Genomic DNA, 20,683 nt, shown 5'->3' on the forward strand with positions numbered 1-20,683 from the left:
CTCCGATTCCGAACTATTCTTAGCCTCAGGCCATCCAAAACAGGGGAGAGCCGGTACACCGGCGCGCGGATCATCGGGAGTCAGCTTTCAGGAGCCTTCATCCTGGAAGCATTCTGGGGGGATAAACGGCAGCTGGATTCCCAGCGGCTGACCAGCAACGACTGATTGATCCGACACCGGCTCCACGTATCGAGCGAGGTGACGTCATGAGTATTTTTAGCCACTTCCAGCAACGTTTCGAGTCCACGCGGCAGGAGGAATACTCGCTGCAGGAATACCTCGAACTCTGCAAGCAGGACCGCAGTGCCTACGCATCGGCTGCAGAGCGTCTGTTGCTGGCGATCGGAGAACCCGAACTGCTGGATACCTCGACCAACTCGAGGCTCTCGCGGATTTTTTCCAACAAGGTGATACGCCGCTATCCGGCCTTTGAAGACTTCCACGGGATGGAAGAATGCATCGACCAGATCGTGTCCTATTTCCGCCACGCAGCCCAAGGCCTGGAGGAGAAAAAGCAAATCCTCTATCTGCTTGGTCCGGTGGGTGGCGGTAAATCGTCCCTGGCCGAAAAACTCAAGCAACTGATCGAAAAAGTACCCTTCTACGCGATCAAGGGCTCGCCGGTATTCGAATCGCCCCTGGGGCTGTTCAACGCCACCGAGGATGGCGCGATTCTCGAGGAAGACTTCGGCATTCCACGCCGCTACCTCAATACCATCATGTCGCCATGGGCCACCAAACGTCTGGCCGAGTTCGGCGGTGACATCAGTCAGTTCAAGGTGGTCAAGCTCTACCCATCGATCCTCAATCAAATAGGGGTGGCCAAGACCGAACCAGGCGACGAGAACAACCAGGACATTTCGGCCCTGGTGGGCAAGGTCGATATCCGCAAGCTGGAAGAGTTCCCACAGAACGATGCCGATGCCTATAGCTACTCGGGCGCGCTGTGCAGGGCCAACCAGGGCTTGATGGAATTCGTCGAGATGTTCAAGGCGCCCATCAAAGTGCTGCACCCCCTACTGACCGCAACCCAGGAAGGCAACTACAACAGTACCGAGGGCCTGGGGGCGATTCCATTCAGTGGCATCCTGCTGGCTCACTCCAACGAGTCGGAATGGCACACCTTCCGCAACAACAAGAACAACGAAGCGTTCATCGACCGGATCTACATCGTCAAGGTGCCGTACTGCCTGCGGGTCACCGATGAGGTGAAGATCTACGACAAGCTGCTGTTCAACAGCTCACTGGCCAAGGCCCATTGCGCTCCCGACACCCTGAAGATGCTGGCTCAGTTCACCGTGCTCTCGCGCCTCAAGGAGCCGGAGAACTCCAACATCTATTCGAAGATGCGGGTATACGACGGTGAAAACCTCAAGGACACCGACCCGAAGGCCAAGTCGATCCAGGAATACCGTGATAACGCAGGGGTCGATGAAGGCATGAACGGCCTGTCGACGCGTTTCGCTTTCAAGATCCTGTCCAAGGTCTTCAACTTCGACCCTCACGAGATCGCCGCCAACCCGGTTCACCTGCTGTACGTGCTGGAACAGCAGATCGAGCAGGAACAGTTCCAGGCGGAAACCCGCGAGCGGTACCTGCGTTTCCTCAAGGAATACCTGGCCCCGCGGTATATCGAGTTCATCGGCAAGGAGATCCAGACCGCGTACCTGGAGTCCTACAGCGAATATGGCCAGAACATCTTCGACCGCTACGTACTGTACGCGGATTTCTGGATCCAGGATCAGGAATACCGCGATCCGGAAACCGGGGAAATTCTCAATCGCGTAGCGCTCAACGAGGAGCTGGAAAAGATCGAGAAGCCGGCAGGCATCAGCAATCCGAAGGATTTCCGCAACGAGATCGTCAACTTCGTGTTGCGCGCGCGGGCCAACAACAACGGCAAGAATCCCACCTGGCTCAGCTATGAAAAGCTGCGGGTGGTTATCGAGAAGAAAATGTTCTCCAACACCGAGGACCTGTTGCCGGTCATCAGCTTCAACGCCAAGGCCAGCAAGGAGGACCAGCAAAAACACAACGACTTCGTCACACGCATGGTCGAACGTGGCTACACCGACAAACAGGTACGGCTGCTTTCCGAGTGGTATCTGCGGGTCCGGAAATCGCAATAGAACAGCTACAAGCCACAAGCTACAAGCTGCAAGGAAAAGCGCGTTAGCCCCGGCAACCGGGTAGCTGCTTCTACTTGAAGCTTGTAGCTCATCACTTGAAGCTGCCCGGAGGGCCCCATGAGCTATGTGATCGACCGACGCCTCAATGGCAAGAACAAAAGCACGGTAAACCGCCAGCGCTTCCTGCGGCGGTATCGTGACCACATCAAGAAGGCCGTGGAAGAAGCGGTCAGCCGTCGTTCCATCACCGACATGGAACACGGCGAACAGATCAGCATTCCCGGTCGCGACATCGACGAGCCGGTGCTTCACCATGGCCGCGGCGGCAAACAGACCGTCGTGCACCCCGGCAACAAGGAATTCACCAGCGGGGAGCATATTCCTCGTCCACCGGGTGGAGGCGGCGGCAAGGGCCCCGGCAAGGCCGGCAATTCCGGCGAAGGCATGGACGAGTTCGTGTTCCAGATTACCCAGGAGGAATTCCTGGAGTTCATGTTCGAGGACCTGGAGCTGCCGAACCTGGTCAAACGCAACCTGACCGGCACCGATACCTTCAAGACTGTGCGCGCCGGCATCAGTAATGAAGGCAATCCATCGCGGATCAACATCATCCGCACGCTTCGCTCAGCCCATGCCCGGCGCATCGCTTTGTCGGGCAGCAGCCGGGCAAAACTGCGCGAAGTAAAAGAAGAGCTGGCTCGACTGAAGTGTGAGGAACCCGACAATTTCGGCGACATTCAGGACCTGGAAGCGGAAATAGAGAAACTCAGCGCTCGTATCCACCGGGTTCCATTCCTCGACACCTTCGACCTCAAGTACAACCTGTTGGTCAAACAGCCCAACCCGAGCTCCAAGGCCGTGATGTTCTGCCTGATGGACGTATCCGGCTCCATGACCCAGGCCACCAAGGACATCGCCAAGCGATTTTTCATCCTGTTGTATCTATTCCTCAAGCGAAACTACGACAAGATCGACGTGGTGTTCATCCGCCACCACACCAGTGCCAGGGAAGTGGATGAAGAGGAATTCTTCTATTCCAGGGAAACCGGCGGCACCATCGTCTCCAGCGCCTTGAAGCTGATGCAGGAAATCATGGCCGAGCGTTATCCGGCCAACGAATGGAACATCTATGCAGCCCAGGCCTCTGACGGGGACAATTGGAACGACGATTCACCGATCTGCCGTGACATCCTGATCAACCAGATCATGCCGTTCGTCCAGTACTACACCTATGTGGAGATTACACCTCGGGAACATCAGGCCCTGTGGTATGAGTACGAACGCATTGCCGAAGCTTTTTCCGATACGTTCGCGCAACAGCAACTGGTCTCGGCCGGGGATATCTATCCGGTCTTCCGTGAACTCTTCCAGCGCAGGTTAGTGACATGACCGCCAAAAAAGAGCAGAAGCGCCAACCCATCTCCACCGGCTCCGAATGGACGTTCGAGCTGATCCAGGCCTACGACCGCGAAATCAGCCGTATCGCGGACCGTTATGCCCTCGATACCTACCCCAACCAGATCGAGGTGATCACCGCTGAACAGATGATGGATGCCTATGCGTCGGTCGGCATGCCTCTGGGTTATCACCACTGGTCCTATGGCAAGCACTTCCTCAGTACTGAAAAATCCTACACTCGTGGCCAGATGGGGCTGGCTTATGAAATTGTGATCAATTCCGACCCCTGCATCGCCTACCTGATGGAAGAAAACACCATCTGCATGCAGGCACTGGTGGTAGCGCATGCGTGCTACGGCCACAACAGTTTCTTCAAGGGCAACTATCTCTTCCGCACCTGGACAGATGCCAGTTCGATCATCGATTACCTGGTATTCGCCAAGCAGTACATCATGCAATGCGAGGAGCGCCACGGCATCGACGCCGTGGAAGACCTCCTGGACTCCTGCCATGCCCTGATGAACTACGGTGTGGATCGCTACAAAAGGCCCTATCCGATTTCCGCGGAAGAAGAGCGCCGGCGCCAGAAAGACCGCGAAGAGCACCTGCAAAAGCAGATCAATGACCTGTGGCGCACCATCCCCAAGGGTGCCGACAAGTACAGTGAGAAGGACAACGCGCGGTTCCCCGCCGAACCCCAGGAAAACATTCTCTATTTCATCGAAAAACACGCTCCGCTGCTGGAGCCGTGGCAACGGGAAATCGTGCGCATCGTGCGCAAGATTGCCCAGTATTTCTACCCGCAACGCCAGACCCAGGTCATGAATGAGGGATGGGCCACGTTCTGGCATTACACCTTGATGAACGACCTGTATGACGAAGGCCTGGTCACCGACGGCTTCATGATGGAGTTCCTGACGTCCCACACCAGCGTGGTGTTCCAACCCGGATTCGACAGTCCTTATTACAGCGGCATCAACCCTTATGCACTGGGTTTTGCCATGTACCGCGACATACGACGCATGTGCGAAAACCCCACCGAAGAGGACCGTCGCTGGTTTCCGGAAATTGCCGGCTCGGATTGGTTATCCACGATCAAGTTCGCCATGAGCAGCTTCAAGGACGAGAGTTTTATCCTGCAATACCTCTCGCCCAAGGTGATCCGCGATCTGAAATTGTTCAGCATCCTCGATGACGACCAGAAGGACGACCTGCTGGTGCCCGCCATCCACGATGAAAGCGGTTACCGCACCATCCGCGAAACCCTGGCCGCGCAGTACAACCTGGGCAATCGCGAGCCTAACGTACAGATCTACAGCATCGACCGCCGGGGAGATCGCTCGCTGACCTTGCGTCACCAGGCGCACAATCGTAAACCGCTGGGCGATTCCACGGATGAAGTGCTCAAGCACTTGCATCGCTTGTGGGGCTTCGACATTCATCTGGAAACCCTGCAGGGCGACCAGGTCATGAAGACCCACCATGTCCCACCCAGAAACGAACAGACCGAGGGTGATTATGGCCGCCTGGACCTGGCCGTCATCCACCTTTGATCCCACTTTCGCCTCCGTTGGCCCGATGCAAAGGTTATCCTGTCGGATCAACGGAGATTTTTTATGCAGATCTATAAAGTCGGCGGCGCCGTTCGCGATCGCCTGCTGGGCATCCCCGTCACCGACGTCGACCGGGTCGTGGTGGGCGCCACCGCCGAGGAAATGCTCGCCAAGGGGTTTCGCCCCGTGGGTGCTGACTTTCCTGTGTTCCTCGATCCCGCTACCGGCGAGGAGTACGCCCTCGCCCGCACGGAGCGCAAAAGCGGCCGGGGTTATGGCGGCTTCGTGTTTCATGCCAGCCCTGAAGTCACTCTCGAAGAAGACCTGGTTCGCAGGGACCTGACGATCAATGCCATGGCCGAAGATGATCATGGCAACCTCACCGATCCCTACCACGGCCAACGGGACCTCGAAGCCCGCCTGCTGCGCCACGTTTCTCCGGCGTTTGCCGAAGATCCACTCCGAGTCCTGCGGGTTGCCCGCTTTGCCGCCCGTTATGCCCCACTGGGGTTCAAGGTTGCAGACGAGACCCTGGAGCTGATGCGCCAGCTCAGCGATTCTGGCGAGCTGGAAGCATTGACCGCCGAACGCAGCTGGAAAGAAATTTCCCGCGCCCTCATGGAAAACCAGCCACAGGTATTCATCCAGGTCCTGCGCGACTGCGATGCCCTGAAGGTCCTGATGCCTGAGGTCGATGCGCTATTCGGCGTACCGCAACCCGAAGCCCATCATCCGGAAATCGATACCGGCGTACACACCCTGAGCGTGCTGGAACAGGCTGCCCTCCATCAACAACCGCTGACGGTCCGCTGGGCCTGCCTGCTGCATGACCTGGGCAAAGCCCTGACATCCGAGCACGATTGGCCGCGACACATCGCCCACGAGCACAAGGGACTGAAACCGATCAAGGCGGTTAACGAACGCTTCAAGGTGCCACGGGATTGCCAGGAATTGGCGCTATTGGTTGGCCAATATCACACCCATGGTCATCGGGCGCTTGAATTGAAGGCGTCTACCTTGCTCGAACTGCTACAGAGCTTTGATGTGTACCGCCGCCCCCAACGTTTCGAAGAGTTTATCGCAGCCTGCGAAATGGATGCCCGAGGCCGCAAGGGCTTGGAGAATCGAAGTTATCCACAGGCGGACTATTTGCGCGGTGCGGCAGTGGCGGCGCGCGCGGTGGCGGTGCAGCCCTTGCTGGAGAAAGGTTTCAAAGGGCCTGAGCTGGGGGAGGCGATCAAGCGCGAGCGGCTGAAAGCATTGAAGGCGTACAAGGAAGCGGCGAACTGACGAGGGTATTGTATCAGTCTGCTTTTTTGAGTGATGTCATACCGTAATCGCGAGCAGGCTCGCTTCCACGTGGGAGCCTGCTCGCGATGGCGTCAGGAAGAACGCAGCAATTGTAACGGCGTGAGCTGTTCACCTCGCCACTCAAAAGCCACCGGGGCCAGGATCTGATCGATTTGCGATTCATCCCACAAAGCAGCGAAGCTTTTGCCCACGCCCGGATGAACCCGATCCGGCGCGATCAACGATAGCGGCCACAGAACGAACGCGTTCTTGAGGATTTCCGCCCGCGGCAGAATCAACCCATCGAAGTTGCCAACCTGCTCGCCATACAGCAACACGTCGATGTCCAGCGGCAGGCCCTTGCGGTCTGGCGCATAACGACCATTATCCGCCTCGATGCACTTGAGACGACGGTCCAGCTCCATCAGCGGCAGGTCGGTGAAGGCCGATACGACAAAATTGAAGAAAGGCCCGCTCTTGATGCCCACCGGCTGGCTCTCGAACACCGCCGAACAGCGTATGTCCACCAGAAAGCCCGCAAGGGCCTCAAGCCCCGCGCGCAAATGGGTTTCGCGCTCGATATTGCTGCCGAGCCCGAGAAAAACCTGTGTCAGCGACATCCGCGCTCAATCTCCACACCCACTCCGCTGGCCGCTGGAACCGCGCCAGGCTTGGTCACTTTCAGACGCAGCCAGGTAATCTTGAACTCGTCCATCAGTTCCTGGGCAAGCCGCTCGGCGAAGGTCTCGACCAACTCGAACCGGGCCTGTGCGGCGAATGCCTGGATGCGCGATGTGACACTGGCGTAGTCGAGCGCCAGACTCAGGTCATCACCCGCGGCGGCCGGGCGGTTATCCCAAGCGAAACGCAGATCCAGTCGCAGGCACTGTCGGATGTCTCGTTCCCAGTCGTAGGCACCGATCACCGTGTCGACTTCCAGGCCCTCGATAAACACTCTGTCCAAGCACTCTTCTCCGCAGCACGACAAGGGCGCAATGCGCCGTTAGAATCAGGGCATCCTCGCCCGGAATAGTTAGCATGTTTTGGTTACTGGCGATCCTCGCCTACCTGCTCGGCTCGCTGTCCTTCGCCATTGTGCTCAGCCGCCTGACGGGTCACCCCGACCCGCGAATGAGCGGCTCAGGCAATGCCGGCGCCACCAACATGCTGCGCCTGGCCGGACGCAAACTCGCCGTCCTGACCTTGCTTGGCGACCTCTGCAAAGGCCTTGTACCAGTCCTGATCGCCAGCCTTGCAGGGTTTTCCTTGCAGCAACAGGCCTGGATCGGTGTCTGCGCGGTCATCGGTCATCTGTTCCCGCTGTACTTCCGCTTTCGGGGCGGCAAGGGTGTCGCCACCGCCGCCGGCATGCTGCTGGGCCTGTATCCGCCCGCCGCGCTGCTGGCCGTCTCGGCCTGGCTGCTGATGTTCTACCTCACCCGCACCAGCTCACTGGCCGCCCTGATCGCCACCCCGCTGACCCTGCCTTTGCTGGCTTGGCAGGAACCCGAGGCCTTGCTGCCGATGACCGCACTGGTCGCGCTGATCGTCTGGCGTCACCGGGGCAATCTACGCGACCTGTTCGCCGGGCGCGAACGACATTTCTAAATACTTCACAACGGCGACAACTGCTCCATCGGCCAGCGCGCCTGCACGCTGATCGCCAGGCTTTCCTGCTGGCCGGCCTGCAGGCGCTGACAGCCCGCATAGGCGATCATCGCGCCGTTATCGGTGCAGAATTGCGGCCGCGCGTAGTAAACGTCGCCTTTCATGTCGCCAAGCATTTTTTCCAGCGACACCCGCAAGGCCTTGTTCGCGCTCACGCCGCCGGCGATGACCAGGCGCTTGAGCCCGGCCTGTTTCAGGGCGCGCTTGCACTTGATGGTCAAAGTCTCCACCACGGCCTGCTGGAACGCCAGCGAGATGTCGCAACGGGCTTGCTCATGGTCGCCCCCGGCGCCAACGCACTGCTGCCAGGTGTTCAGGGCGAAGGTCTTCAAGCCGCTGAAACTGAAATCCAGGCCCGGTCGGTCGCACATCGGACGAGGAAACACGAAACGTCCCTCAACCCCTTGGGCCGCAAGCCGGGCGATTTCTGGTCCCCCCGGATAATTGAGGCCCATCATCTTGGCCGTTTTGTCGAAAGCTTCGCCGGCCGCATCGTCAAGGCTTTCACCCATCAACTCGTATCGACCGATACCGTCGACCCGGACCAGTTGCGTATGGCCGCCGGAAACCAACAAGGCGACGAACGGAAACTCCGGCGGCTGCGGCTCCAGCATGGGCGCCAGCAAATGCCCCTCCATGTGATGCACGCCCAGGGCTGGTATGCCCCAGGCAAAAGCCAGCGCCTGGGCACAGGCAGCGCCGACCAGCAATGCGCCCACCAGACCCGGCCCGGCGGTATAGGCGACGGCATCGATCTGGCTCGGCACACAGCCGGCCTCGGCCAGGACCTGACGGATCAGGGGCAGCATGCGCTTGACGTGATCGCGGGACGCAAGCTCGGGCACTACACCACCGTAGGCGCGGTGCAGGTCGATCTGACTGAACAGCGCATCGGCCAGCAAGCCGCGTTCACTGTCGTAGAGCGCGACGCCGGTTTCGTCGCAGGACGTTTCTAATCCCAGTACTAGCATGGGTTTGCGCCTTGTGGAGGCTGAATTCGAAGGCGCGCATAATAGTCGCCACGTTGTGCCCCGACCAGCGGTTTTCGATCAGAGGCTTTGCATTCCTGGCGTTGAGGGGTTAACATCCGCAACCCTTAAAAACCGACGTCTTCAAGCGCTCTTTTGCCGCGAGGATGTTGACCCCGGTAATGAATGAAGGTAGCTCTGGATGCCAGCCGTCAAAGTAAAAGAGAACGAACCCTTCGACGTAGCTCTGCGTCGTTTCAAGCGCTCCTGCGAAAAAGCCGGTGTTCTGGCTGAAGTTCGTAGCCGCGAATTCTACGAGAAGCCGACTTCCGAGCGTAAGCGCAAAGCAGCAGCCGCTGTTAAGCGTCACGCCAAGAAAGTTCAGCGCGAACAGCGCCGCGCCGTACGTCTGTACTAATACACAGACGTTCGTAGCAAGCTTCTGCCAAGCCCGGCCTTCAAGCCGGGCTTATGGCATTTGCGGAACAACGCTTGATGCTTCACTGTCAAAGCCGCCGATGCGACCGAGACAACCGCTTCACCACGTCAGACCTGGCTTTTTTGCCAGCGGTGCACGTCTCTTCTGACGAGCCTTCCAAGGCTACTGACGAGCACACCCTGATTCCTCTAACGACGATCAGCCCATGGCACCTGCTTGCGTGCCCGCTCGATGAGCTATCCGAGGCCTGACCGGCCGTTACCGGATTCAGCGCAACATATTCAAACAGTCGAATACCGATGGTAATTAACGTCAGCGGATTATCGGCAGATACACTTCCCGACAGCAATGATGCAGACAACCCGGTCGAGCCACCGTTTACAGTGTCTCAAGACCAGGCCCCGGTTACGCCTGCCGATTCCGGGCCCCTATTTCGCGCAGTGATGATGAGAACGCCATGGCCGGGCTGATTCCCCAGAGCTTTATTGACGACCTCTTGAACCGCACCGACATCGTCGATGTGGTCAGCTCTCGCCTGCAAATGAAAAAGGCCGGCAAGAACTACACCGCCTGCTGTCCGTTCCACAAGGAAAAAACCCCGTCCTTCAGCGTCAGCCCCGACAAGCAGTTCTATTACTGCTTTGGCTGTGGCGCGGGCGGTAATGCCCTCGGCTTCATCATGGACCACGACAACCTGGATTTCCCCCAGGCCGTCGAAGAACTGGCCAAAGCCGCCGGCATGGAAATTCCTCGCGAGGAAAGCGGTCGAGCGCACAAGCCGCGCCAACCCACCGACTCGCCGCTCTACCCACTGCTGACCGCGGCGGCGGAGTTCTACCGTCAAGCCCTGAAAAGCCATCCGGCCCGCAAGGCCGCGGTAGATTACCTCAAGGGTCGCGGCCTGACCGGCGAAATCGCCCGGGACTTTGGCCTCGGCTTCGCCCCGCCCGGCTGGGACAATCTGTACAAGCACTTGAGCAGCGACACGCTGCAGCAACGCGCCATGATCGACGCCGGCCTGCTGATAGAGAACGCCGAGACCGGCAAGCGCTACGACCGATTTCGCGACCGGGTGATGTTCCCGATCCGCGATACGCGTGGGCGAATCATTGCCTTCGGTGGCCGCGTTCTAGGCGATGACAAGCCCAAGTATCTGAACTCCCCGGAAACCCCGGTATTTCATAAGGGCCAAGAGCTGTACGGCTTGTATGAGGCCCGCAAGAATAACCGCAACCTCGACGAGATCATCGTCGTCGAAGGTTATATGGACGTCATCGCCCTCGCTCAGCAAGGTCTGCGCAATGCCGTTGCGACATTGGGCACGGCCACCAGCGAAGAGCACATGAAGCGACTTTTTCGCGTCGTGCCCAGCGTGCTGTTTTGCTTCGACGGCGATCAGGCCGGTCGCAATGCCGCCTGGCGCGCACTGGAAGCCACGCTACCGTGCTTGCAGGATGGTCGGCGGGCACGCTTTCTGTTTCTGCCGGAAGGTGAGGACCCCGATACCCTGGTGCGCTCCGAAGGCACCGATGCGTTCCGCGCGCGGATCAATCAGCACGCGCAACCATTGGCCGATTATTTCTTCCAGCAGTTGACCGAAGAGGCCGACCCGCGCTCCCTCGAGGGCAAAGCCCACATGGTCACCCTCGCGGCACCGCTGATCGACAAGGTACCCGGCGCCAACCTGCGCACGCTGATGCGCCAGCGCCTGACCGAAATCACCGGTCTCAACAGCGATGCGGTCAACCAACTGGCCCATAGCGCCCCGGCGGAGGCACCGCCGACATACGACCCGGGCATCGACTACGACGCGATGCCGGATTTCGCCGACTATCATCATCCTCAGCAGGACTATGCGCCGCAGCAGGAATGGACCCCGAAAAAAACCGGTAGCGGCGGCAAGAAATGGGACAAGAAACCCTGGGACAAGAACGGCAAGCGCGGTGATCGCGACCAACCACGTGCCCCGCGCGTGCCGATAGCCGTCGAAGCACCGACCCTAATCGCTCTTCGCACGCTAATTCATCACCCGCAGATGGCTGGCAAGGTCGAAACCGCTGATCATTTCGCAAACGAGAGCAATATCTATGCACAGCTGCTGGTGGCGCTGGTCGAGGCAGTGCAGAAAAATCCTAAGCTAAGCTCCATTCAGCTTATGGCTCGCTGGCATGGAACCGATCAGGGGCGCCTGCTTAAGGCGTTAGCAGAAAAAGAGTGGTTGATTGAAAACGACAATCTTGAACAACAATTTTTAGACACCATTACTAGGTTATCCGCGGGACAAGACGCACAGAACCTGGAAAACCTCATCAAGAAAGCAAGGCAACCGGGGCTGACTGCGGAGGATGCCAGCCAGATAGCGAATGAAATGCGTGAACTATTAAAACGCAGTGTCTCCACATCAAACCCGACCTCAACTGGCGCGTGAGGTCACAGCTCAGGTATAATCCTCGGCTTGTTTTTTGCCCGCCAAGACCTTCAGTGGATAGGGTGTTATGTCCGGAAAAGCGCAACAGCAGTCTCGTATCAAAGAGTTGATCCTATTGGGTCGTGAGCAGGGCTACCTGACTTACGCGGAGGTCAACGACCACCTGCCGGAGGATATTTCAGATCCGGAACAGGTGGAAGACATCATCCGCATGATCAACGACATGGGGATCAACGTATTCGAGGTTGCGCCAGATAAGGATGCCCTTATGCTGGCCGACGCCGATACCGACGAGGCGGCCGCTGAAGAAGCGGCCGCAGCGCTGGCGGCTGTCGAGACCGACATTGGTCGCACTACCGACCCCGTGCGCATGTACATGCGTGAAATGGGTACGGTAGAGCTTCTCACGCGTGAAGGCGAAATCGAAATCGCCAAGCGTATTGAAGAAGGCATCCGTGAGGTAATGGGCGCAATTGCGCACTTCCCTGGCACGGTCGACCATATTCTCTCCGAATACACCCGCGTCACCACCGAAGGTGGCCGCCTGTCCGACGTACTGAGTGGCTACATCGACCCGGACGACGGCACCACGCCGCCTGCCGCCGAAGTACCGCCGCCGATCGACGCCAAGGCCGAGAAGGCCGACGACGACAGCGATGACGACGACGCCGAAGCCAGCGAGGACGAGGAAGAAGCCGAAAGCGGTCCTGATCCTATCGTTGCCGCACAGCGTTTCGGCGCCGTGGCCGAGCAGATGGAAATCACCCGCAAGGCGCTGAAAAAGCACGGTCGCGACAACAAGCAGGCGATTGCCGAGCTGTTGGCCCTGGCCGAGCTGTTCATGCCGATCAAGCTGGTGCCCAAGCAGTTCGAAGGCCTGGTCGAGCGTGTTCGCAGCGCCCTGGATCGCCTGCGTCAGCAAGAGCGCGCGATCATGCAACTGTGCGTTCGCGATGCCCGCATGCCACGTGCCGACTTCCTGCGCCAGTTCCCGGGTAACGAAGTCGACGAAAGCTGGACCGATGCGCTGGCCAAAGGCAAGACCAAATACGCCGAGGCCATTGCCCGCCTGCAACCGGACATCGTTCGTTGCCAGCAGAAGCTGAGCGCGCTGGAGACCGAAACCGGCCTGAGCATCGCCGAGATCAAGGACATCAACCGTCGCATGTCGATCGGTGAGGCCAAGGCCCGCCGCGCGAAGAAAGAGATGGTCGAAGCGAACCTGCGTCTGGTGATCTCCATCGCCAAGAAGTACACCAACCGCGGCCTGCAATTCCTCGATCTGATCCAGGAAGGCAACATCGGCCTGATGAAAGCGGTGGACAAGTTCGAATACCGTCGCGGCTACAAGTTCTCGACCTATGCCACCTGGTGGATCCGCCAGGCGATCACTCGTTCGATCGCCGACCAGGCCCGCACCATCCGTATTCCGGTGCACATGATCGAGACCATCAACAAGCTCAACCGTATTTCCCGGCAGATGTTGCAGGAAATGGGTCGCGAACCGACCCCGGAAGAGCTGGGCGAACGCATGGAGATGCCTGAGGACAAGATCCGCAAGGTATTGAAGATCGCCAAGGAGCCGATCTCCATGGAAACGCCGATCGGTGATGATGAAGACTCCCATCTGGGTGACTTCATCGAAGACTCCACCATGCAGTCGCCGATCGATGTCGCCACCGTCGAGAGCCTCAAGGAAGCGACTCGTGAAGTACTTTCCGGCCTCACTGCCCGTGAAGCCAAGGTACTGCGCATGCGTTTCGGCATCGATATGAATACCGACCACACCCTCGAGGAAGTCGGTAAGCAGTTTGACGTGACGCGCGAGCGGATTCGTCAGATCGAAGCCAAGGCGTTGCGCAAACTGCGCCACCCGACACGAAGCGAGCATCTGCGCTCCTTCCTCGACGAGTGACCTTCAGAACCCCCGGCCCTGCCGGGGGTTTTGTCATGTGCAGATAAAATCCCCTTCGCTACACCCCCCGCCCCATTGCCCGTCTACACTCGAAACATCCTCCCTATGCCATGACGAGACCGTGATGCCCAGACTGACGGCCCTGCTCTTGCTGTCATTGATGACCTGGACCGCAACGGCTGGCGCGTTGATGCTCACTGACGAAGAGCGCCGCTGGCTCAAGGACCACCCTGACCTGCGCCTGGGCGTCGATGCCTCATGGCCACCGTTCGAATTTCGCGACGATCAAGGCCGTTATCAAGGCCTGGCCGCCGATTACGTCGAAATCATCCGTGAACGGCTGGCCGTCACATTCACACCTGTCGAGCCTGCCAGCTGGACCGCTGTGCTGGAGTCCGTCGCACAAGGCAAGATCGATCTGCTGCCGGGCATTATGTCCACCCCCGAACGGCAGAATTTCCTGGCATTTACCCGCCCTTACCTGGACTTTCCCATCGTCATCCTGGCTCATCAAGGCGCAGCCCAGCCTCACAATCTCAAAGACCTGTACGGGTTGAAGATTGCCGTGGTGGAAAACTATGCCCCCCATGAGCTACTGCGCAATCATCATCCCGACCTGAACCTGGTGGCGCTGCCCAACGTCAGTTCAGCCCTGCAAGCCCTGGTCACCGATAAAGTGGATGCTGTGGTAGGCGACCTTGCCTCCAGCGTCTGGAGCCTGCGCCAGCTCAAGCTCGAAGGCCTTTATGTCAGCGGCGAGACGCCCTATCGCTATCAATTGGCTATGGCCGTTCCCCGCGACAACAAAATCCTGGTCGGCATCCTGGACAAAGTCATCGCCGACATGAACCCGGCCGAGATCGCTGAAATCCAGGAGAAATGGGTCGGCAATGTACGCGACTACCGAGAGTTCTGGTCCGACCTGCTGATTTATGGGCTGCCTGGAATGCTGCTTTTGATGGGTATTCTGGTGGCAGTGATTCGTGTCAACCGCCGCCTAAGCTCGGAGATCGCCCGTCGAGTCGACCTGGAACAGGAACTGCGCAGCAGCGAATACCACTATCGCGGACTGGTGGAAAGCCTCTCGGCGATTGCCTGGGAAGCCAAGGTCAGCGACTTCACCTACACCTATGTGTCGCCCCATGCCGAAGATTTGCTCGGCTATCCCCTTGCCCATTGGTTGATACCGGGCTTCTGGCGCAACATCATTCATCCGGCCGACCTGATCCGCGCCCAGACCTATTGCGATCATGAAGTGCTCGCCGGACGCGACCATTCTATCGATTACCGGGTCATCACCGCCGATGGCCGCTGCTTGTGGGTCCGCGACATTGTCAGCCTGATTGAACACGGTCACGAACCGGTGATGCGCGGGCTGATGATCGACATCAGTGAAGCCAAACGCACCGAGGAAGCGCTGCGTCTCTCGGAACAGAAATTCGCCTCGGTATTCCGCCAGTGCCCGGACATCCTGGTGATCGCGCGCCTGCTGGATGGATGCCTGCTGGAAGTCAACAAAGCCTTCGAAGAACAGATCGGCCTGAGCGCCGACGCGGTGGTGGGCCAGACCGCGACCGAGCTGAACATCTGGGGTATCCAGGGCGTTGGCCCGAGCCTGCTGCAGCGCTTGCAGGCCGGGAGTATCCGCAACCTGGAAATGCCCTTTCGCCGCAGCAACGGCCAGGTATTCACCGGGCTGATCTCCGCCGAACCCTTCGACCTCGACACGACCCCCGCGCTGGTCGTGGTGGTGCGGGACATTAGTCAACTCAAGGAAACCCAACAACAATTGCAAACCTCCGAAGAGAAGTTCGCCAAGGCTTTCCACGCTTCGCCCGACGGTTTGCTGCTGTCCCGACAAAGCGACGGCCTGCTGATCGAAGTCAACGAAGGCTTCAGCCGTATCACCGGTTTCAACAGCGCCCTGTCGGTGGACCGCTCCACCCTGGACCTGGGGATCTGGGTCAATCTCAACGAACGCAAACAGATGCTCGACCTGCTGCAACGTGACGGTTATGTCAGGGACTTCAGCTGCCACATCCGGCGCAACGATGGGCAGATACGGCTCTGCGAAGTCTCCAGTCGCCCGCTGCCCATCGGCAATGAAGACTGCATGCTGACCATCGCCCGGGACATCACCGAACGCCATCTGATGCAGGAAAAACTGCAACAGGCCGCCACCGTGTTCGAAAGCACGGCCGAAGGCGTGCTGATCACCGATACGCAACAGCACATCAGCGCCGTGAACCGCGCCTTTAGCGAAATCACCGGCTATAGCGAAACCGAAGCCTTGGGCCATACGCCACGCCTGCTGGCTTCCGGCTTGCACGACAGCGCATTCTACGCCGCGATGTGGCACCAGTTGACGGCAGAGGGGCATTGGCAGGGGGAAATCTCCAATCGCCGCAAGAACGGCGAGCTGTACCCCAGTTGGCTGACCATCAGCGCGGTGCGCAACCGTGATCAGCAAATCACCCATTTCGTCGCCGTCTTCGCCGATATCTCCAGTCTCAAACACGCCCAGGCCAAGCTCGACTACCAGGCTCACCACGATCCACTCACCGGCCTGCCCAATCGCACGCTGTTCGAAAGCCGCTTGCTGACGGCCCTCAACAACCAGCAGGAAAACGGTGGGCAAGGTGCGGTACTTTTCCTGGACCTGGACCGCTTCAAGCACATCAACGACAGCCTGGGACACCCGGTCGGCGACCTGCTGCTCAAGGGCATCGCCGTGCGTCTGCGGGAGCAGCTGCGTGATATCGACACCGTGGCGCGGCTGGGCGGTGACGAGTTCATCATCCTGCTGCCTGGCCTGCAGCAGCCCAGCGACGCCGAACACATCGCCCTGAAGCTGCTGAACTGTTTCGCCGCCCCCTTCCAGGCCGGCGAACACGAGTTCTTCATCAGCGCCAGCATCGGCACCAGCCTCTACCCTCAGGATGGCTGCGACGTCGCCACGCTGGTCAAGAACGCCGATGCGGCGATGTACCGCTCCAAGGCCAAGGGCCGCAACCGGGTGGAAAGCTACACCCGCGACCTCACCGCCCAGGCCAGCGAGCGCGTGGCCATGGAATACGAACTGCGCAGAGCGATTGAACGTAACGAGCTGTCACTGTCTTTCCAACCGAAAATCAGCCTCACCGATAACCGGCTGGTAGGCGCCGAGGCCCTGATTCGCTGGACCCACCCGACGTTTGGCGACGTGCCACCGGAACACTTCATTCCACTGGCGGAAGAAAATGGCATGATCCTGCAGATCGGCGATTGGGTCCTCGAACACGCCTGCCGGCAGTTACACGAATGGAACAACGCCTACGAAAGCTTCGGTCCGCTGTCGGTCAACCTGGCCGGGGCGCAACTTCGCCAACCAAACTTGCTGGTACGTATCGAACAACTCCTGCGAGAGAACCATCTCAGGCCTGGTCTATTGCAACTGGAAATTACCGAAAACTTCATCATGAGCCAGGCCGAAGAAGCCCTGACGGTGCTGCATCAACTCAAGAAGCTCGGCGTGCAACTGGCCATCGACGACTTCGGCACGGGCTACTCCTCCCTGAGCTACCTCAAGCGCCTGCCGCTGGACATCCTCAAGATCGACCAGTCCTTCGTCCGCGGCCTCCCCGACGACCCCCATGATGTGGCCATCGTGCGGGCAATCATTGCCCTGGGCCGCAGCATGCAATTCACCATCATCGCCGAGGGCGTCGAAACCCTGGCCCAACAGCAATTCCTGGCCGAAGAAGGCTGCGAACAGATCCAGGGCTACATCGTCAGCCTGCCCCTGTGCGCCGACGAATTCGCCGCGACGTTTCTGCGTATGACCGTATCGGATTTTTCGGATAGCACAGCCGAGAAACCGTCGCTATAATCCGCGGCCTACTGAGGGCCTATAGCTCAGTCGGTTAGAGCAGAGGACTCATAATCCTTTGGTCCACGGTTCGAGTCCGTGTGGGCCCACCACCTTCAAAGCCGCGCAATGCGCGGCTTTCGTCTATCTGGAAAACACAAAATGGACATTTCACAGACGGTAAACGTCCACAATTCGTCCACATCACGATACTAACGGTTCAACCGATAGGTGTATTTCCTAGAGATCCAGCCTTCTACACCGTCCTCGCCAACCACCGAAACATGCAGCCAATCACGATTACTTAGATCCAACACTTCAAGCACTGCCTTATCAGGCAGGGTGATTGGGATAACCGCAGACTTGGTGCTGGGGCCTTCACGCAGTCGAACACCGACACCATCTACTAAACGGAATCCTTGGAGCATTTCAGCAGGCAAATCCGCTTCACACAGAAACTGTCTAACAGCCTTCCCCGCCTGATTAGCCGTTAGCCCCGGCAGAATCTTAGGCTGAAAGAAACACAGTTCCTGCCGAACGGCACCTTGGTTGCCAAGGTAAATCAGCCAGGCGATGAAAAGACTAATCACCCAATTGAGATAGTTTCGTTGTTCCCGGGGAAGACTTTCAGGGGAATCCCCACGCTGCAGGCACGCAACGATTTCACGCTCAAGCACAACCTCTTGCTTGGTAATGACCTTGGCATTACCGGACACAACAGCCGATAGCTGCACATCCCCCGAAACCTCCAGCAAACGCCCAAGATCACCAGTGCGCACGGATGCTAGGTATTCAACAAGCGGCGACTGCATCCGCTCAATAGATTGAGCCATGCCCCTGACAGCTCGAATTGCTCTTAGCGTTTCAGGAGATAGAAACAGTTCAGGAAGTTCCTGGAAGACACGCTGATAACTAGTGATCGAGTCACGCACACGCTGCATGGCCTTGACGGCGGGTGACTCCGAAATCATCCGCATTTGCTTAACCACATCCGAGTTCTGGATCTGGCGGAAAGCCTCAATCAGCTCGGGGCTAATCAAGCTTTCAACGAATGCCGCCTGAATTTTTCCGTTTTCAAACATAGTCCTTCGCTGCTCAGTAACCGAAGACACCTTTTCTTCCGCGCCCCCATTCTGCTCAGTTTCAGATGCTGATTTATCAATAGACTCGCTCATAGCTCCCTCTCTTTCACAAGCACTCACCGCTTTGCCAGCGGGTTGAGATTCACCACATCAGCCAGGTGCCCCGGGCTGAAATGCGCGTACTTCTGCGTCATCGCCAGGGTGGTGTGGCCCAGGACGCGCTGCAGGGTCAGGATGTCGCCGCCGTTCATCATGTAGTGGCTGGCGAAGGTGTGGCGCAGGACGTGGGTCAGCTGGCCGTCTGGAAGATCCAGCCCGATCTGTTCCACCACTTTGCGGAAAAAGTTGTAGCCAGGCCGAAACGGCAGCGCCGCCTGCAGCGCTTCCTGCAGATCCTTGGTGATCGGCACGGATCTGTTTTTGCTGCTTTTCGTCTTGCTGTAGTGGATCAACCCACTGCGCACCTGGCGCGGCTGCAGCGCTTCCGCTTCGCCCCAGCGGGCACCCGTGGCCAGGCACACCTGGGCGATCAGCCCAGCATCGGATTCAGTGGCCGCCAGGGCCGTCAGCAGCGTGTCTATCTGGTCGCCCGACAGGTATGCCATTTCGGCTTCATCGAACTTCAACGCCCGCACCTTCTCCAGCGGGTTTTCCCCTGACCATTCGCCCAAGCGCTCCAGCTCATTGAACACCGCACGCAGGTAGGCCAGTTCGTGGTTCAGCATGTTGGCGCTGATCGGCTTCGGCTTTTCGTCCGCCTTGCTTAGCCCGCGCCCTGGCTTCGCCCTGGTGTGCTTACCCTCGGCCCGCTCCGCGCGGTAGGTGGCAAAGTGGTTTGCGGTGAACTTGAACACCTTCGGGTCGCCCATCCGCTTGGCCATGGCCAGCAGCAGGGCCAGACGTTGCTCGCCCGTTTTGAGGTTCTGCCCGTGCAGGGTGTACCAGCGTTCGATCAGCTCAGACAGGCGGCGCTCGTCCAGCTTTGGTTTTTTCTCGAACTCACCTTTTGCACCATCACCCATGGTGCGATTGAAGAACACCTGGGCTTCGTTTTTGGTGCGGAACTTCCGGCGGATCCGGGGCCCGCTTCTGCCTTCTGGCCTGCAGTCAACTAGCCACCGCCCGTCTGGCTGCTTTTCGATGGACAAGGTGCTAAACCGGGCTGATCTGCCCGGCCTCCGGGGCGGTCTGGTCGGCCATCATCCACAGGGTGTATTTGCTGAACCGTGGGTGGGAGGTGACTTTGATCAGTTCCAGGGCGCTGATATCGCGCCGGCGGGCCAGTTCGTAGTTTTTGTAGGTATCCAGGCTGATGGCCACGGTGCTGGCCATATCGGATTGGGTCAGCTGCTCGGCCCGGCGGATCTGGCGCAGCTTTTCGCCCAGCGTCATTGCCCGATCACCGGGCTGATCTGGCCGCACTCCGGGGCCACTTCATCGGTGACCAGCCACAGCGCGTACTTCTTGAAGCGCGGGTGCATGGTGACTTTCAGCAGCTCAATCGAGCTGACAGATGCACGGCGGCCGTACTCGTAACCCTTCCATGTTTCGAGCTTGATCCCGGTGATATCGCATATCTCAGTCTGAGTGAGGCGCTCAGTCAGACGTACTTCCTTGAGTTTTAAGCCCAGCTCCATTCCCTTCTCCCCTTGACAATGTGCGTACGCACATAGAGCATGTGCATATGCCACACATTCAGGCATATACAGACACTGGAGCTTATCAAATGCACATCACCATCGACACGCCTTATGCATCAATCAAAGAGGCAGCACGTCGCACAGGAATGTCAGAGAGCTGGATTCGCAAAGCAATCAAGCAAGGAAAGCTGCTGATTCGCCAGAAGGACGAAAGCTCCGCCGAGGCGGTTCTGGTCAACATGATTCACCTGACGATGGAAGCTGCAGAGCAGGCCGAGCGCGTCCGCGCCGAGCAGGGCAGCCGCAAGTCCGGCACGCGCTAAGGG

General features: G+C 58.7%; 17 protein-coding genes and 1 tRNA gene. 11 read left to right on the plus strand and 7 right to left on the minus strand.

Features of this window, described 5'->3' with window-relative positions:
• Positions 1-206: 206 nt before the first annotated feature.
• The 4 genes from FBX99_RS22140 to FBX99_RS22155 all read left to right on the plus strand — a co-directional run bounded on the left by FBX99_RS22140 (position 207) and on the right by FBX99_RS22155 (position 6,370).
• Positions 207-2,129, plus strand: a complete 1,923-nt coding sequence (locus tag FBX99_RS22140; RefSeq protein ID WP_041023943.1) for a PrkA family serine protein kinase — start codon at positions 207-209, stop codon at positions 2,127-2,129.
• A 117-nt stretch (positions 2,130-2,246) separates the two neighbouring features.
• On the plus strand, positions 2,247-3,518 hold the full coding sequence (locus FBX99_RS22145; protein ID WP_144930597.1) for a YeaH/YhbH family protein: 1,272 nt from the start codon (positions 2,247-2,249) through the stop codon (positions 3,516-3,518).
• Positions 3,515-5,080 (plus strand): SpoVR family protein, encoded by a 1,566-nt coding sequence (locus tag FBX99_RS22150; RefSeq protein WP_047702293.1) that lies wholly within the window; start codon positions 3,515-3,517, stop codon positions 5,078-5,080. Before FBX99_RS22145 ends, FBX99_RS22150 begins: the two co-directional genes overlap by 4 nt.
• 63 nt (positions 5,081-5,143) lie before the next feature.
• Positions 5,144-6,370 (plus strand): multifunctional CCA addition/repair protein, encoded by a 1,227-nt coding sequence (locus tag FBX99_RS22155; protein WP_144930598.1) that lies wholly within the window; start codon positions 5,144-5,146, stop codon positions 6,368-6,370.
• Positions 6,371-6,462: 92 nt separating this feature from the next.
• Here the strand turns inward: FBX99_RS22155 and folK are convergent, their stop codons facing one another.
• Both folK and folB read right to left on the minus strand, forming a co-directional pair.
• Positions 6,463-6,990 (minus strand): 2-amino-4-hydroxy-6-hydroxymethyldihydropteridine diphosphokinase, encoded by a 528-nt coding sequence (gene folK, locus FBX99_RS22160; protein WP_145132897.1) that lies wholly within the window; start codon positions 6,988-6,990, stop codon positions 6,463-6,465.
• Positions 6,981-7,334 carry a dihydroneopterin aldolase gene (gene folB, locus FBX99_RS22165; RefSeq protein WP_144930601.1) on the minus strand — a complete coding sequence of 118 codons (354 nt, stop codon included), beginning with the start codon at positions 7,332-7,334 and terminating at the stop codon, positions 6,981-6,983. Before folB ends, folK begins: the two co-directional genes overlap by 10 nt.
• 74 nt (positions 7,335-7,408) lie before the next feature.
• Between folB and plsY the strand changes: the two genes are divergently transcribed.
• Entirely contained in the window at positions 7,409-7,978 is a 570-nt protein-coding gene (gene plsY, locus FBX99_RS22170) for a glycerol-3-phosphate 1-O-acyltransferase PlsY (RefSeq protein ID WP_144930603.1), read from the plus strand.
• Positions 7,979-7,983: 5 nt separating this feature from the next.
• Here the strand turns inward: plsY and tsaD are convergent, their stop codons facing one another.
• Positions 7,984-9,009: a tRNA (adenosine(37)-N6)-threonylcarbamoyltransferase complex transferase subunit TsaD gene (gene tsaD / locus FBX99_RS22175; RefSeq protein WP_144930605.1), complete on the minus strand. Its 1,026-nt coding sequence runs from the start codon at positions 9,007-9,009 to the stop codon at positions 7,984-7,986.
• A gap of 199 nt (positions 9,010-9,208) precedes the next feature.
• Between tsaD and rpsU the strand changes: the two genes are divergently transcribed.
• The 5 genes from rpsU (at position 9,209) to FBX99_RS22200 (ending at position 17,748) form a co-directional block, all read left to right on the plus strand.
• Entirely contained in the window at positions 9,209-9,424 is a 216-nt protein-coding gene (rpsU, locus tag FBX99_RS22180; protein ID WP_002551877.1) for a 30S ribosomal protein S21, read from the plus strand.
• A gap of 478 nt (positions 9,425-9,902) precedes the next feature.
• Entirely contained in the window at positions 9,903-11,873 is a 1,971-nt protein-coding gene (gene dnaG, locus FBX99_RS22185; RefSeq protein ID WP_144930607.1) for a DNA primase, read from the plus strand.
• A gap of 67 nt (positions 11,874-11,940) precedes the next feature.
• Positions 11,941-13,788, plus strand: a complete 1,848-nt coding sequence (gene rpoD, locus FBX99_RS22190; RefSeq protein ID WP_047702299.1) for an RNA polymerase sigma factor RpoD — start codon at positions 11,941-11,943, stop codon at positions 13,786-13,788.
• Positions 13,789-13,912: 124 nt separating this feature from the next.
• Complete coding sequence (locus tag FBX99_RS22195; protein WP_144931545.1) at positions 13,913-17,656, plus strand: bifunctional diguanylate cyclase/phosphodiesterase; 3,744 nt, start codon at positions 13,913-13,915, stop codon at positions 17,654-17,656.
• Between the two features lie 15 nt (positions 17,657-17,671).
• A tRNA-Ile gene (locus FBX99_RS22200) sits at positions 17,672-17,748 on the plus strand.
• Between the two features lie 99 nt (positions 17,749-17,847).
• On the opposite strand, the gene FBX99_RS22205 is transcribed toward FBX99_RS22200, so the two are convergent.
• Genes FBX99_RS22205 through FBX99_RS22220 form a run of 4 tightly spaced genes read right to left on the minus strand, consistent with a single transcriptional unit; the run spans position 17,848 to position 20,354 of the window.
• Positions 17,848-18,810 (minus strand): SH3 domain-containing protein, encoded by a 963-nt coding sequence (locus FBX99_RS22205; RefSeq protein WP_145132899.1) that lies wholly within the window; start codon positions 18,808-18,810, stop codon positions 17,848-17,850.
• A gap of 23 nt (positions 18,811-18,833) precedes the next feature.
• Entirely contained in the window at positions 18,834-19,865 is a 1,032-nt protein-coding gene (locus FBX99_RS22210) for a tyrosine-type recombinase/integrase (protein ID WP_145132901.1), read from the minus strand.
• A 4-nt stretch (positions 19,866-19,869) separates the two neighbouring features.
• Positions 19,870-20,109, minus strand: coding sequence for a helix-turn-helix transcriptional regulator (locus FBX99_RS22215; protein ID WP_145132903.1), 240 nt, complete (start codon positions 20,107-20,109; stop codon positions 19,870-19,872).
• Complete coding sequence (locus FBX99_RS22220) at positions 20,106-20,354, minus strand: helix-turn-helix transcriptional regulator (RefSeq protein WP_145132905.1); 249 nt, start codon at positions 20,352-20,354, stop codon at positions 20,106-20,108. The genes FBX99_RS22215 and FBX99_RS22220 overlap by 4 nt, the downstream gene beginning before the upstream one ends.
• A gap of 89 nt (positions 20,355-20,443) precedes the next feature.
• Here FBX99_RS22220 and FBX99_RS22225 point away from each other — a divergent pair, with 89 nt between their 5' ends.
• Entirely contained in the window at positions 20,444-20,680 is a 237-nt protein-coding gene (locus tag FBX99_RS22225) for a hypothetical protein (protein ID WP_145132907.1), read from the plus strand.
• Positions 20,681-20,683 lie beyond the last annotated feature (3 nt).

The sequence above is a fragment of the Pseudomonas sp. SJZ074 genome, from assembly GCF_007828215.1.
GTDB lineage: Bacteria > Pseudomonadota > Gammaproteobacteria > Pseudomonadales > Pseudomonadaceae > Aquipseudomonas.